This is a genomic window from Pseudomonas sp. TE3899 (assembly GCF_056279105.1).
Map to the genome: position 1 here is coordinate 6,070,001 of NZ_JBWBQR010000001.1, position 14,974 is coordinate 6,084,974.

The following is a 14,974-nucleotide window of genomic DNA, read 5'->3' on the forward strand; positions in this document are numbered from 1 at the left end:
AAACATCTAAGTACCCTGAGGAAAAGAAATCAACCGAGATTCCCTTAGTAGTGGCGAGCGAACGGGGACTAGCCCTTAAGTGGCTTTGAGATTAGCGGAACGCTCTGGAAAGTGCGGCCATAGTGGGTGATAGCCCTGTACGCGAAAATCTCTTAGTCATGAAATCGAGTAGGACGGAGCACGAGAAACTTTGTCTGAATATGGGGGGACCATCCTCCAAGGCTAAATACTACTGACTGACCGATAGTGAACTAGTACCGTGAGGGAAAGGCGAAAAGAACCCCGGAGAGGGGAGTGAAATAGATCCTGAAACCGTATGCGTACAAGCAGTGGGAGCCCACTTTGTTGGGTGACTGCGTACCTTTTGTATAATGGGTCAGCGACTTATTTTCAGTGGCGAGCTTAACCGAATAGGGGAGGCGTAGCGAAAGCGAGTCTTAATAGGGCGTCTAGTCGCTGGGAATAGACCCGAAACCGGGCGATCTATCCATGGGCAGGTTGAAGGTTGGGTAACACTAACTGGAGGACCGAACCGACTACCGTTGAAAAGTTAGCGGATGACCTGTGGATCGGAGTGAAAGGCTAATCAAGCTCGGAGATAGCTGGTTCTCCTCGAAAGCTATTTAGGTAGCGCCTCATGTATCACTGTAGGGGGTAGAGCACTGTTTCGGCTAGGGGGTCATCCCGACTTACCAAACCGATGCAAACTCCGAATACCTACAAGTGCCGAGCATGGGAGACACACGGCGGGTGCTAACGTCCGTCGTGAAAAGGGAAACAACCCAGACCGTCAGCTAAGGTCCCAAAGTTATGGTTAAGTGGGAAACGATGTGGGAAGGCTTAGACAGCTAGGAGGTTGGCTTAGAAGCAGCCACCCTTTAAAGAAAGCGTAATAGCTCACTAGTCGAGTCGGCCTGCGCGGAAGATGTAACGGGGCTCAAACCATACACCGAAGCTACGGGTATCACTTAGGTGATGCGGTAGAGGAGCGTTCTGTAAGCCTGTGAAGGTGAGTTGAGAAGCTTGCTGGAGGTATCAGAAGTGCGAATGCTGACATGAGTAACGACAATGGGTGTGAAAAACACCCACGCCGAAAGACCAAGGTTTCCTGCGCAACGTTAATCGACGCAGGGTTAGTCGGTCCCTAAGGCGAGGCTGAAAAGCGTAGTCGATGGAAAACAGGTTAATATTCCTGTACTTCTGGTTATTGCGATGGAGGGACGGAGAAGGCTAGGCCAGCTTGGCGTTGGTTGTCCAAGTTTAAGGTGGTAGGCTGGAATCTTAGGTAAATCCGGGATTCTAAGGCCGAGAGCTGATGACGAGTGTTCTTTTAGAACACGAAGTGGTTGATGCCATGCTTCCAAGAAAAGCTTCTAAGCTTCAGGTAACCAGGAACCGTACCCCAAACCGACACAGGTGGTTGGGTAGAGAATACCAAGGCGCTTGAGAGAACTCGGGTGAAGGAACTAGGCAAAATGGCACCGTAACTTCGGGAGAAGGTGCGCCGGTGAGGGTGAAGCATTTACTGCGTAAGCCCATGCCGGTCGAAGATACCAGGCCGCTGCGACTGTTTATTAAAAACACAGCACTCTGCAAACACGAAAGTGGACGTATAGGGTGTGACGCCTGCCCGGTGCCGGAAGGTTAATTGATGGGGTTAGCTAACGCGAAGCTCTTGATCGAAGCCCCGGTAAACGGCGGCCGTAACTATAACGGTCCTAAGGTAGCGAAATTCCTTGTCGGGTAAGTTCCGACCTGCACGAATGGCGTAACGATGGCGGCGCTGTCTCCACCCGAGACTCAGTGAAATTGAAATCGCTGTGAAGATGCAGTGTATCCGCGGCTAGACGGAAAGACCCCGTGAACCTTTACTATAGCTTTGCACTGGACTTTGAATTTGCTTGTGTAGGATAGGTGGGAGGCTTTGAAGCGTGGACGCCAGTTCGCGTGGAGCCAACCTTGAAATACCACCCTGGCAACTTTGAGGTTCTAACTCAGGTCCGTTATCCGGATCGAGGACAGTGTATGGTGGGTAGTTTGACTGGGGCGGTCTCCTCCTAAAGAGTAACGGAGGAGTACGAAGGTGCGCTCAGACCGGTCGGAAATCGGTCGTAGAGTATAAAGGCAAAAGCGCGCTTGACTGCGAGACAGACACGTCGAGCAGGTACGAAAGTAGGTCTTAGTGATCCGGTGGTTCTGTATGGAAGGGCCATCGCTCAACGGATAAAAGGTACTCCGGGGATAACAGGCTGATACCGCCCAAGAGTTCATATCGACGGCGGTGTTTGGCACCTCGATGTCGGCTCATCACATCCTGGGGCTGAAGCCGGTCCCAAGGGTATGGCTGTTCGCCATTTAAAGTGGTACGCGAGCTGGGTTTAGAACGTCGTGAGACAGTTCGGTCCCTATCTGCCGTGGACGTTTGAGATTTGAGAGGGGCTGCTCCTAGTACGAGAGGACCGGAGTGGACGAACCTCTGGTGTTCCGGTTGTCACGCCAGTGGCATTGCCGGGTAGCTATGTTCGGAATAGATAACCGCTGAAAGCATCTAAGCGGGAAACTAGCCTCAAGATGAGATCTCACTGGGACCTTGAGTCCCCTGAAGGGCCGTCGAAGACTACGACGTTGATAGGTTGGGTGTGTAAGCGCTGTGAGGCGTTGAGCTAACCAATACTAATTGCCCGTGAGGCTTGACCATATAACACCCAAGCAATTTGCGTCGAAAGAGCAGATTGCGGTGTGTGAAGACGAAACGAACCGAAAGTTCGAAAGATTCACAAACACCGAAAGCTATCACATACCCAATTTGCTGAAGCGAGGCCAGCTGGCCGCGACTCAGTACCCGAATTTCTTGACGACCATAGAGCATTGGAACCACCTGATCCCATCCCGAACTCAGCAGTGAAACGATGCATCGCCGATGGTAGTGTGGGGTTTCCCCATGTGAGAGTAGGTCATCGTCAAGATTAAATTCCGAAACCCCTATCTGCGTATGCAGGTAGGGGTTTTGTTTTTGCCTGCCAAAAAGCGCACTAAACCAGCCGCACAAATTTGCACAGTTATTTTCGATTCAGAACACTAGAATAGGCCCACCTTTTTCGGAGCAAGAGCCTTTTATGCCAGATCCGGTTGACACCCCAAGGCTGTCAGATTTACCGCTGGACGACTTGGTAGCGTGTCATGAGTGCGACCTGCTGATGCGCAAGCCCGAACTCGCCCATGGTGAGAAAGCCCTCTGCCCACGTTGTGGTTATGAGCTCTATGCTCATCGGCACAACGTCGTTCAGCGCAGCCTCGCTTTGGTCATCGCCGCATTGTTGTTGTATGTGCCGGCGAACTTTTTGCCCATCATGCAACTCAATCTACTCGGACAATCGTCGCAAGACACTGTCTGGACCGGCGTTGTCGGCCTGTTCAATACCGGCATGCAAGGTGTCGCAGTCGTTGTGTTCCTGTGCAGCATGGGGATCCCGCTGCTCAAATTACTCTGTCAGTTGCTTGTGCTCCTGAGCATTCGTTTCAATATCGGGCGCAGTTACGGATTGTTGCTTTACCGCATTTACCACCACCTTCGGGACTGGGGGATGCTTGAGGTTTACCTCATGGGCGTGCTGGTCGCGATCGTCAAACTGGCAGATATGGCAGCCATCACCGTCGGTCTTGGCCTGGCGTGCTTTATCAGTTTGTTGTTGGTCCAGGTGTGGTTGGAGGTTGTGATGTCGCCTCACCAGATCTGGCAGGCTTTGTCAGGAGAAGATGCCCATGCGGGCGATTGATGCAGGCATTCTGATTTGTATCGAATGCCACGAGTTGAACAAGCAGGAAGCCGACACCGACGAGCAGGAGTGCACCCGTTGCGGTGCGCTGGTCCATGCCCGTCGGCCGAACAGTTTGATGCGCACCTGGGCGTTGCTGGTCACCGCCGCGATTCTCTATATCCCGGCTAATGTGCTGCCGATCATGACCGTCAGCTCCCTGGGCAAGGGCGATCCCAGCACCATCATGTCCGGTGTGATCCAACTGGTTCAGCACGGGATGATTCCGATCGCGGCTGTGGTTTTTATCGCCAGCATTCTGGTACCAACGTTCAAACTCGTCGGTATCGCGTTACTGCTGTTTTCGGTGCAGCGCCGCCAGCCATTGTCGGCACGCCAGCGAATTGTGATGTACCGCTTTATCGAGTTCATCGGCCGTTGGTCGATGCTGGATATCTTTGTGATCGCCATCCTGGTGGCGGTCGTGAATTTCGGACGGCTTGCCAGCGTCGAAGCCAATCTTGGCGCCATCGCCTTTGCCAGTGTGGTGATTCTGACGATGCTTGCCGCAGTTACTTTCGATCCCCGACTGATTTGGGATAACACGGAGTCGGACGACGACCATGACTGATTTGCCTACAGCGAAAACCCGACCGGCCTCGAACTGGTCAGCTATCTGGGTCCTGCCATTGATCGCCCTGATCATTGGCGGCTGGCTCGGCTGGCGTGCCTACAACGAAACCGGTATCGAGATTCAGGTTCGCTTCGAAAGCGGCGAGGGCATTCAGGCCAACAAGACCGAAGTGGTCTACAAAGGCATGTCGGTCGGTAAGGTGAAGACCCTCAAACTCGATGATGAAGGCAGCTCCAAAGGCGTGATCGCTACCATCGAGATGAACAAAGACGTGGAGCAATACCTCAAGACCAGCACCCGTTTCTGGCTGGTCAAGCCGAGCGTAAGCCTGGCCGGTATCACCGGTCTGGAAACCCTGGTCTCGGGCAATTATGTCGCCGTCAGTCCCGGTGAAGGCGAACCGACCCGCAAGTTCAAAGCGCTGGCCGAAGAGCCGCCGCTGTCAGACTCCAAGCCCGGTCTGCATCTGACCATCAAGGCTGACCGCCTGGGGTCGTTAAACCGCGGCAGCCCGGTGTTCTACAAGCAGATCAAGGTCGGCCAGGTCAAAAGCTACCTGCTGTCCGAAGACCAAAGCACCGTCGAGCTCAAAGTGTTCATCGAGCCGACCTACGCCAGCCTGGTGCGCAAACACACGCGTTTCTGGAACTCCAGCGGCATCAGCATCGACGCCAACCTGTCCGGGGTGAAAATCCGCAGCGAATCCCTGGCCAGCATCGTCGCCGGCGGTATCGCGTTCGCCACGCCAGAAAACCGCAAGGACAGCCCTCCGACCGATCCGAGCCTGCCGTTCCGACTCTATGAAGACTTCGATGCGGCGGCTGCCGGTATCCGGGTCAAGGTCAAGCTCAGCGACTTTGAAGGCCTGCAGGCCGGCCGTACGCCCGTCATGTACAAAGGCATCCAGGTCGGCAACCTGAAGGCGCTGAAGATTGATCCGGACCTGTCCGCCGCCACCGCTGAATTGACGCTGGATCCACTGGCCGAGGATTACCTGGTGACCGGTACGCAGTTCTGGGTGGTCAAACCGTCGATTTCCCTGGCGGGTATCACCGGCCTGGAAGCCCTGGTCAAAGGTAACTACATCGCGATTCGCCCGGGCGACAAGGGCAGCGCGCCACAACGCGAGTTCGTGGCACGGGCCAAGGCGCCGCCGCTGGACCTGCGTTCTCCGGGCCTGCATATGGTGCTGTTTACCGAGAACCTCGGTTCCCTGGAAGTCGGCAGCCCGGTGCTCTACAAGCAGGTCAAGGTCGGTTCGGTCCAGAGTTATCAGTTCTCCAAGACCAAGAAACAATTGGTGATTGGTGTTCACATCGAGAAAGAATACGAAGGGCTGGTCAACGCCTCGTCGCGGTTCTGGAACGCCAGCGGCATCACCCTCAGCGGTGGGCTGACCGGTGGCATCCAGGTCAAGAGTGAATCGCTGCAAAGCCTGATGGCCGGCGGTATTGCTTTCGAAACCCCGGAAGCCAAGGCGCCGCTGCAAAAGAAAATCCCGCGTTTCCGTCTGTTCCCGAGTCATGACGAAGCCAACCAGAAAGGCGCGGTGGTCACCATCAAAGTCGATCGCGCTGACGGTTTGCGCACCGGCACGCCCATCCGCTTCAAAGGACTGGATGTCGGCAAGATCGAGGACGTCGACCTCACGGATGATTTGCAGTCGGTGATGCTGACCGCCCGGATTACCGAAGTGCCGGAACGCATTGCGCGGGTCGGCAGTCAGTTCTGGGTGGTCAAGCCAGAGCTGGGATTGATCAAGACCTCGAACCTCGAAACCCTGGTCACCGGCCAATACATCGAAGTGCAACCGGCAGCGAAGAACCTCGGTCCGCAGAAGAACTTTGTCGCACTGGCCAATCCGCCGGAGTCCGCCAAGGTTGAAGCCGGGTTGAGCCTGGTATTGAGCGCCGCCCGCCGTGGTTCGCTGAAAACCGGTGTGCCGGTGACCTATCGCGAAATCACCGTCGGCAAGGTGACAGGTTATGAGCTGGGCTCGACGGCAGATCGCGTGCTGGTGCACATCCTGATCGAGCCGAAGTACGCGCCCTTGGTGCGCAGTGGCACGCGGTTCTGGAACACCAGTGGCTTTGGCCTGGACTTTGGCCTGTTCAAAGGCGCGACGGTGCGAACCGAATCGCTGGAGACCCTGATCCAGGGCGGCATCGCTTTTGCCACACCGGACGGTGAACGCATGGGCACGCCGGCCCGGCCAGAGCAGACGTTCCCGCTGTTCGACAAGTTCGAAGATGAATGGCTGACCTGGGCGCCGAAGATTTCACTCGGCAAGTAAACCCAGGCAATAGATGTGAAAAAGGCCGCGATCCAATGGATCGCGGCCTTTTTCATGACCTTCAATCAAGCATCAGACCGCATCCAGCTCCGGCTCATCCGCTTCGACATTCACAGTCGCCTTGACCTCATCGTGACGACGAATGTACTTCCAGTCCGCCTCATCGATATAGATCCCGTTCGGCCCGCTGCCACCTTCCAGATCAATCGCGACACTGGCGCAAACCTGCGGCTTCACACTCGCCAGGATCGGCACGAAGCCCAGTTGCAGGCTGGTTTCGAGCAAGGCTGCCTGGTTCTTCTCGTCAATGTCCGCCGCCTCGTCGAGGTAGTACGGCAGGCGCACGCGACCGGCCTGGTCGCGGTCCATCAAGTGCAGCAACAAGTACATGTTGGTCAGCGCCTTGATGGTCATGGTGGTGCCGTTGGACGCCGCGCCGTCGATGTCGGTGTGGATCACCGGTTGACCGTTGACCTTGGTGATTTCGAACGCCAGCTCGAACAAGTCCTTGAGCCCGAGCTGGTTGTGGTTCGCCGCCACCAACCGCGCCAGGTATTCCTTGGCTTCTTCGTTCTTGTTGTCCTGATCGGCGCTTTGGCTCAGGTCGAACACGGAGAGGGTTTCGCCTTCTTCGTATTGGCCGGCGCTGTGGATGATCTGGTCGATGTGCTTGAGGGCTTCCTTGTTCGGCGCGAGGACGATACGGAAGCTCTGCAGGTTGGACACCTGACGCTTGTTGATCTCGCGGTTGAACAGCGCCAGTTGATGCTCGAGGCTGTCGTAGTCGCTGCGGATGTTGCGCAAGGTCCGGGCGATGTCCGTAACGGCGGCACGCCGCGCCTTGCCGAGGGTCAGGGCTTCGTCGGTGCGGTGCGCATAGGCGTTGATCAGCAGTTGCAGGCGACGCTCCATGTCGTCTTCGCTGTCGAACTTGGCCACGCCTTTGAGGCGGACCTGCGCGTACAGCGCCTCGATCTGACCATCGCTGCGCTGCAAACCCTGCCAGCTGTCCTGATAGTCGTTGAGCAGCGGCAACAGGTTGTCCATGGAATCGTCGATCGGGTCCATGAATGGCGTACCGAACGGCAGGTCTGCCGGCAACAACTGACGGCGGCGCAGGGCGTCGTCGAGGGTGCGTTGCTTGGCTTCCATATCGCCGATCTGCCGACCGACCAGTTGCAGCTTGGCCGACAGTTGCTGGACACGCTCGGTGAACGCATCGCTTGAACGTTTCAATTCTTCCTGGGCCGCTTCCATCTGCGCCAGTTGCTCAAGCTTGTCGTCTTCTTCGGCGCTCAGGGTTTGTGAGCGACGGAAATCTTCCAACGCTTTTTGCGCATCCAGCACTTGCTGGTACAGCGCTTCGGTCTGGGTCTTGCTCGCGGCGCGGTCAGCGACCACGGCAGCTTGGGTTTTCAGTTGCTTGAGCTCTTTTTCCAGACGCTCTTTCTGATCACGTAACGCGGCGCGGTCAGCCAAGGCTTGCAGCGCGGGCGGCTCGATGTGCGAGATGTCGATGGCCAAACCCGGCACTTCGAAACGCTCGCCCTTGAAGCCATCGAGGATCAGCTCCAGGGATTTGACCCACTGACCGTCCTCGTCCAGCGTAATTCCGTGCTCGCCCAGCGGCAGGCTGAACAGCGCACTGTTGAACAGGCGCATCAGGCGCTCGACGTCCTGTTGCGAAAACTCTTCACGCAGGCGGGCGTAGCTGTTGTTGTCGGCGTGATCGAGTTGCTGCTTCACCGACTTCAGGCGTTTTTCCAGATCCCGCAGACGCTCGTCGAGGTCTTCGGCGCTGAACTGTCGCGACTGGGCCAAGGCACCGGCCAGCTCATCGTGGGCATCCTTGGCTGCCAGCAGTTGCTGTTCCAGGACTTTAACGTCAGTGACCAACGCGAAGCGATGCTTGAGCACCGACAATTCGCCGAGCCAGCGCTGGATCCCGGTGATTTCCCGCTCCAGACGCATCAGTTCCTGAGTGCCGCCACGCTGATCGTTTTGCAGGGCGTCCTGCTCGTTGCGGTAGTGCTCGGCCTGGATGGTCAGCTCTTCCTTGCGCGCACTGGCGTAGTCCGACCAGGTGCCGAGCAACGAATCGAGCAGCGGCGAGATGCGGTGCAACTTGCCGCGCAGGATATTGCGCTGGGCAACTCCGGAGGCCAGCGCTTCAACCAACGGGCCGGCGGTGACCAGCGAGTTGTAGTCCTGCTCCATGCGTCGTACATCGCGGAACGCTTCTTCGCACGCGGCGATGTAATCGACGCTACCGGAACGCAGGCTGTGCTCGAAGGCATCGAGGAACAACTGCTTGAGCTTGGCCGCAGTGATTTCGCGCATGTGCAGCAGGTTGATGAACAACGCACGGAAGGTCTTGAGGCTCTGTTCGCTGGTGGAACGCAGCGGGATCAGCGTCAGGTCCAGAGGAATCGAGGTGTGACCGCCGACCAGCAAACGCCGCAGTTCATCGGGCTTGAGTTCGTAGGCTTTCAAGCCTTCGCGTTCAAGGTTGGTGAACAGCTCTTTCTGGCGCAGGCAGGTGTCGTTTTTCTGGTAGTGGGCCAGGTCCAGCTTGCCGGCGTAGGCAAAGAACTGGTGACCGAAACCACCACCCGGGCCGCGACCAACCACGCCGATCACGTGCGGACCGTGGGGCAGCGAGACTTCGACCAGGATGTAACTGGTGTCCGACGCAAAGTAGAAGCGCCGGGATTGCTCCAGGCTGTACTTGCCGAAGCTCATGTCCGACATGCGCGCCAGAATCGGGAACTGCAAGGCGTTGATCGAGGCGGATTTACCGAGGTTGTTCGCGCCGTACACCGACAGCGGTTCTTCCAGCGGGAACAGGCCGAGACTGTAACCGGCGGTGTTCAACAGGGCGAAGCGGCGAATGCCGTAGCGTTCCTTACTCATGCGTCGGTCTCCTGTTCTTCGGCAATGGCGCGGGCCATGGCGTCTTCTTCGCTTTCTTCTTCGAAGTCACTCAGATCAAGCGGGTCATCGGTTTGCAGCAGCTTTTCGTCGCTGTCGTCATCGATCAGCACTGGAACCGGCAGCGGCAACACGCTGTGCAGGCTGGCCGCCAGATCGCGGTCCTGCTGCACCGACAGGCACACATCGAGGAAACGGTGCATCGGCGGCAGGAAACGGTAGATGCCGTTTTCTTCACCGGCGAAACCGAGTTGGGTCATGCGGCGCATGATTTTTTCTTCGAGCTCTTCGACGGTCTGCACTTCAGCCTGGATGAACAGGTCGCGGTATTTTTCCAGCAGCGATGGCAATTCATCGCGGCCAAGGCTGCCGCCATCCAGTACGGCGACCGGATCGCGGCCCTGGTCGGCCAGATGCTCGACGAGGATGAAGGTGAACAGCGCCAGGCGTTGTGCGGTCTTGTTCACCGCCGCCGCCGCGAGGTCCGGCACGAAGTAGTAGAAGCCACGGGTGTCGCACACCAGTTCAAAGCCCAACGCCTTGAACAGCGTGCGGTACTGGTCCTGGAAGTTCGACAGTTGCGCGTATAGCTCCGGGTCGCGGCGGCTGACGTGGTAGCCCTTGAACAACTCGCGAAAAATCGGCGCGAGTTGGGAGAGTTCGTTTAGATCAAGATGCATTTGGGGTGCTCGCAGAATCCTCGGCGGCGCTGTCGCAGGCCGAGAGCAGGGCGAAGGAGCGCAGGCTGACCTGGTGCTCATGAGTGTGGTAATCGCGGCGTTCCAGACGCTCGCGGGTGAAGCGTTTTTCCCGGGACAGGCGCGAGAACCAATACAGCAATTCGTCGGTGGCGCCGTCCGGTTCCTGCTCCAGCAGCCAGGTCATCAGGTCCGGCATCGGCAGGGCGTCTTCGCAGCGTTCGAGCATTTCCCGAACTGTGCGTGGCGCGCGCGGAGCTTCACCTTTCTGGGTCTTGTGGGCCTTGGGGAAACGCGCCGGTTTCGGCTCGAAACGGGCCAGCGCATAAACGTAGGCTTCAACCTGACTGGCGCTGCCCAGGAAGGTGCTTTGCGGACGCGTGAACATCGGCATCGCTGCTTGGGGCACCGCATCGATGCCTTTGCGACGAATGGCTGACAAGGCCAGCGCCGCGCCACGGGTCACGGCGTTGTGACGGCGCGCTTCTTCACGCAGCGGCAGCAGCAGTTCTCGGGCGTGACGCAAGGTGAGCTGGGCGCTGGTCTGCATTTCGAGGATGCGCGCGTGAGTGCGCAGCAGCATGTCGTCGTCGACCAGATGGCCGAGGCGCTGCTGTTCGGTGAGCATGCGCAACAGCACGTTCTCGACCTTGCGTACGCCTTGTTCGAAGGCGCCGTCGGCGTTCACCAACTGGATCATCGGCTCGACGTATTCGTCCCAGGTCGCCAGCACTTCGGCGTAGCGCTGACGCAGCGGGATCTGCCGGTCGCTGGTCTTCGCCCGTTCGGCGACCGCCACCAGGGCCTGTTCGTCGTTGGCGAGTTTCTTCAATACGTCCCGCACGCGCATGTCGAGCAAGCGCAATTGGCGCGCCAGGTCGTGGCCGTCGCGGATGTCGAAGGCGTCCTGGATGTAACCGGCCAGCCGTTCGAGGTGGCGCAGATAGGCTTCGATTTCCAGGCACAGGCCCAGCCGGTGCTCACGGCGCAGGTAGGCGAGGAAGTCGTGGATCTGCGCATTGAGCTCGAAACGGTTCGGGCTTTTCGCCACAGGAACCAGGATGTCGAGGCGGATCCACACGTCCAGCAGGCTGGTGATGTCCTGCGGCGTACTGTCCAGTTGCTGGGCGGCCAACTGTGAACGCAATTCGTTGAGGCTCAAAGTGCCTTGGTCGAAGTGCTCGCACAGTGGCTCCAGAAGTGCCCAGTGTTCAGCGAGGGCGCGCAAGACGCGCTTGGGTTCGATCATCGGGATGGCCGGCTGGTTGTCGAATAAAAGCGGCGATTGTACTGCATCACGCCCGTTGCGATTCACTCGCGGGACGGGCAGTCGCTGTTTCTGTGGGCAAGAGTATCGATCAAGGGCGGGCGATCTTGAGCGAAGAGCGGTAGAATCAGCGCACTTTTAGTTATCCACAAGTGGCCGACCTTTGCTTATCGAGTCCCGTCGCCGCGCTTATTTGACCGCCATGCAGGTGGTCAACTGGCTGCCGCGCACCGAATTGCCCTTTGCCGCGCCCTCACGCCCCGAGTTGCTGGAGGCGCCTGAACCGTTGGTCGTCGCCCCGGTGGTGCCGGCGACTGTGGCTGAGGCACCCGTGGCACCGGTGGTCAAACCCGCCGAGCGGGTGAAAATCGAGGTGCCGCGGCCATCGTTGGCCAGCACGCGCACCAACGCCAAGGCCGAAGAAGAGGCCGCGCCGGTGGTGGCCAAGGCCCCCGTCGTGCCGCCGCCGCGCTTTGCCCTGCAATTGTTGCGGGCAGGGCGTTGCCTGCTGCTGGTGGAGTTACCCACAGGTGAACCGTTCCAGACTCGCGATCCCGCGTACATGTTGCTCAAGGACATGCTGCGCGCCGCCGGTCTGCCGGACAGCCCGCAGATCGTCGGCGAACCGGTACGCTGGCCGCTGTTGGTCCGCGGCACCATGGACCAGGGGCCGGAAGCGGCGCGGGATTTCGTCCAGGGCTTTCTCTCGGCCCGGATCGAAGACGCACCCTGCGTGTGCCTGTGGCTGATCGGCCTGCCGGCCGTGCGGTTTGCCGGGGAGGCGAACGCCGAATCCTTCAACCGTGAACTCCAGGTCGAAGGCCTGGGCTCGGTCTGGGCCCTGCCGGGCCTGGAATTATTAATGGAAGAGCCACAGCGTAAGGCTGATGTCTGGCAAGCCATGCGTCGGCTGATGGCGCGTTGGAAAGAATCGAATGAGTGACGCTGTATCGTTCCGCCCGATGACCGAGGCGGATATGGACGCTGTACTGAAGATCGAATACGCGGCCTATAGTCACCCGTGGACCCGCGGGATTTTTCTCGATGGCCTGGGCAAGTACCAGATCTGGCTGATGTTCGAAGGCTCGCAGCAGGTCGGCCACGGGGTGGTGCAGATTATTCTCGATGAAGCGCATCTGCTGAACATCACCGTCAAACCGGAGAATCAGGGCCGTGGCCTGGGTTTGACGTTGCTGGAGCATTTGATGTCCCGGGCGTATGACGCCAAGGCGCGGGAGTGCTTCCTGGAAGTGCGCGACAGCAACCGTGGGGCATTCCGGTTGTATGAGCGGTATGGGTTTAACGAGATTGGTCGGCGTCGGGATTACTACCCGGCGGTCGGCGGCCGCGAAGACGCTGTCGTCATGGCCTGCACACTGGTCGATTGAGATTTAAAAGCTTCGCCGTAGGAACAAAGCTTGCTCGCGATGGCGATCTTGAGGGCGCTATCGCGAGCAAGCTTTGCTCCTACAGTGGGATGGCCATCACAAAAACGCCGCCAAACCTGTAGGAGCGAGGCTTGCCCGCGAAGGCGTACTGTCAGGCGCCAGAAATCAACGATTCCCGTCCAACGGATCCCGCCGCGCCATCTCCGCCTCATCCAATCCATTCCCTCCGCCAATGTCGGCCTCATCGACATTGCTCAAATCCCAATCAGCCGGATCGACTTCACCCGCCTCACCGGCATCCCGTGCGCCATCTTCAAGAATCAACGTCTCGGGGCTCATGTCATCGTCGGTGGACTCATGGTCATCGGTCGAGGCCCCGGTCATGCCGGCTTCGCGCACACGTTCCCTGGGCATCAGGCGTTCGCGTTCATTTTCCGGTAACTCGTCGCCGATTTTGGCGCTCGGTTCTTCCTCGTCGAAATCCAGCTCATGCATCGAACCCATGCGGTCTTCGTTGTCGTCGATGGGCTCCGGTTGTACCGCATCGTACGGACGTCGTGATTCAGTCATGGCAATTCCTCATACTGTGGGCCTTACTAGGGTGGACCCACTGTACTCCTGAGAATTCCGCCGACCTGGAATACCGGCTATCTACATCACGCGCGTGACCCAGACGGGCGGTCGTCTGTCAAAGCTGCGCATCATTCTTGAGGCTTCCTTGCATGAACGAATTACAAGATCTGATTGATAACAACGAGCGCTGGGCTGACGCGATCACCAAAGAAGATCCTGATTTCTTCGCCAAACTGGCCCGCCAGCAGACCCCGGAATACCTGTGGATCGGTTGCTCCGACGCACGGGTACCCGCGAACGAGATCGTGGGCATGCTGCCCGGCGATCTGTTTGTGCACCGTAACGTCGCCAACGTGGTGCTGCACACCGACCTCAATTGCCTGTCGGTGATTCAGTACGCGGTGGATGTGCTCAAGGTCAAACACATCCTGGTCACCGGCCACTATGGTTGTGGCGGCGTGCGGGCGTCGATGCAGGACCGCCAACTGGGCCTGATCGATGGCTGGCTGCGCTCGATTCGCGATCTTTATTACGAGAAACGCGAAGAACTGGCCAAGTTGCCCACCGAAGAAGAACGGGTTGACCGTCTCTGTGAGCTGAACGTGGTCCAGCAAGTGGCCAACGTTGGTCACACCAGCATTGTGCAAAACGCCTGGCATCGCGGGCAGAGCTTGTCGATCCACGGTTGCATCTACGGCATCAAGGACGGTCGCTGGAAAAGCCTGAACGCGACCATCAGCGGTTTCGAGCAACTGCCGCCGCAATATCGCCTGCGTCCGGTCGGGGCGGTGTAACGCCGTTCAGCACAGGCTGCGCCGACGCCAGTGTTGCAAAAACAACTGGCCGTCGGCGTTCGGCGGTTCATCGTAGCCGGTGATCCAGCCGCGACACTCCGCCGAACCGCACTGACAGGCGAACTGGCGCAGGAGTTTGTCTTCGGTGGAGGCGTAATCCATCGTCAGCCGGTCGCCACGGTTGATGTCTTGCAGCGCCCATAACCACAGCTCGCTCATGTCGAGAAACACGTTGGGGTCGCAGGAATGACGCAGCAACCCGCACAAGTGCGGGTCGTAGACGTGGATGCCGGGGGCCAGTTGCCGTGTATGCCGACAGCGATAGGGCAGTAGATGCCCTGAAGCCCGGCAGATTCGGCTGATCCGTGGGAACTGTCGGAGTGCCGCGACGGCCTCTGCCGAGCCGTGGGCATCCAGGATGAGTTCGAAATCAGCCTGGGACGGAAATCCAAGGCGGATGGGTAATTCTGCAAAGGGATAGAGGCCATGGGTGGGGGGCGCGCACATCCCGTCCAGCGTCTGGAGTTTCATAACGATCCTTGTCGGCAAAGGTGTTGCGACCTCCGGAAGCCGACGATCCTGTCAGCCCTGCAACACTTGGGTACGCCTCAAGCCTCTCGCAAATCTAACACCCGGTCTAC

At 58.4% G+C, this 14,974-nt stretch carries 11 protein-coding genes and 2 rRNA genes (1 of these 13 only partly in view); 8 read left to right on the forward strand and 5 right to left on the reverse strand.

What is annotated here, in order from left to right; genetic code table 11:
* The 5 genes from ACZ89E_RS27650 to ACZ89E_RS27670 all read left to right on the forward strand — a co-directional run.
* Positions 1-2,698: ribosomal RNA gene (locus ACZ89E_RS27650) — 23S ribosomal RNA — on the forward strand (it extends 194 nt beyond the left edge of the window).
* 152 nt (positions 2,699-2,850) lie between these two features.
* A 5S ribosomal RNA gene (gene rrf / locus ACZ89E_RS27655) occupies positions 2,851-2,966 on the forward strand.
* 150 nt (positions 2,967-3,116) lie between these two features.
* Positions 3,117-3,776, forward strand: coding sequence for a paraquat-inducible protein A (locus tag ACZ89E_RS27660; protein WP_476256789.1), 660 nt, complete (start codon positions 3,117-3,119; stop codon positions 3,774-3,776).
* Positions 3,763-4,386 (forward strand): paraquat-inducible protein A, encoded by a 624-nt coding sequence (locus tag ACZ89E_RS27665; protein WP_149661176.1) that lies wholly within the window; start codon positions 3,763-3,765, stop codon positions 4,384-4,386. Before ACZ89E_RS27660 ends, ACZ89E_RS27665 begins: the two co-directional genes overlap by 14 nt.
* Positions 4,379-6,682 (forward strand): PqiB family protein, encoded by a 2,304-nt coding sequence (locus tag ACZ89E_RS27670; protein ID WP_463258478.1) that lies wholly within the window; start codon positions 4,379-4,381, stop codon positions 6,680-6,682. The genes ACZ89E_RS27665 and ACZ89E_RS27670 overlap by 8 nt, the downstream gene beginning before the upstream one ends.
* A gap of 72 nt (positions 6,683-6,754) precedes the next feature.
* On the opposite strand, the gene mksF is transcribed toward ACZ89E_RS27670, so the two are convergent.
* The 3 genes from mksF to mksB are packed head-to-tail and all read right to left on the reverse strand — an operon-like array spanning position 6,755 to position 11,560.
* Positions 6,755-9,595, reverse strand: coding sequence for an Mks condensin complex protein MksF (mksF, locus tag ACZ89E_RS27675; protein WP_149661174.1), 2,841 nt, complete (start codon positions 9,593-9,595; stop codon positions 6,755-6,757).
* Positions 9,592-10,293, reverse strand: coding sequence for an Mks condensin complex protein MksE (mksE, locus tag ACZ89E_RS27680; RefSeq protein WP_038981553.1), 702 nt, complete (start codon positions 10,291-10,293; stop codon positions 9,592-9,594). The genes mksF and mksE overlap by 4 nt, the downstream gene beginning before the upstream one ends.
* Positions 10,283-11,560, reverse strand: a complete 1,278-nt coding sequence (gene mksB, locus ACZ89E_RS27685; RefSeq protein WP_476256790.1) for an Mks condensin complex protein MksB — start codon at positions 11,558-11,560, stop codon at positions 10,283-10,285. The genes mksE and mksB overlap by 11 nt, the downstream gene beginning before the upstream one ends.
* 220 nt (positions 11,561-11,780) lie before the next feature.
* Here mksB and ACZ89E_RS27690 point away from each other — a divergent pair, with 220 nt between their 5' ends.
* Entirely contained in the window at positions 11,781-12,521 is a 741-nt protein-coding gene (locus ACZ89E_RS27690; protein ID WP_149661181.1) for a P-loop NTPase family protein, read from the forward strand.
* Positions 12,514-12,966 (forward strand): ribosomal protein S18-alanine N-acetyltransferase, encoded by a 453-nt coding sequence (rimI, locus tag ACZ89E_RS27695; RefSeq protein WP_149661172.1) that lies wholly within the window; start codon positions 12,514-12,516, stop codon positions 12,964-12,966. The genes ACZ89E_RS27690 and rimI overlap by 8 nt, the downstream gene beginning before the upstream one ends.
* Before the next feature lie 165 nt (positions 12,967-13,131).
* On the opposite strand, the gene ACZ89E_RS27700 is transcribed toward rimI, so the two are convergent.
* Entirely contained in the window at positions 13,132-13,536 is a 405-nt protein-coding gene (locus tag ACZ89E_RS27700) for a serine kinase/phosphatase (RefSeq protein WP_463258476.1), read from the reverse strand.
* A 152-nt stretch (positions 13,537-13,688) separates the two neighbouring features.
* On the opposite strand from ACZ89E_RS27700, the gene can reads away from it, so the two are divergent.
* A complete protein-coding gene (can, locus tag ACZ89E_RS27705; RefSeq protein ID WP_133840222.1) occupies positions 13,689-14,333 on the forward strand; it encodes a carbonate dehydratase in 645 nt (214 codons plus the stop codon).
* Positions 14,334-14,339: 6 nt separating this feature from the next.
* Here the strand turns inward: can and ACZ89E_RS27710 are convergent, their stop codons facing one another.
* A complete protein-coding gene (locus ACZ89E_RS27710) occupies positions 14,340-14,864 on the reverse strand; it encodes an SET domain-containing protein-lysine N-methyltransferase (RefSeq protein ID WP_149661170.1) in 525 nt (174 codons plus the stop codon).
* Positions 14,865-14,974: the final 110 nt, after the last annotated feature.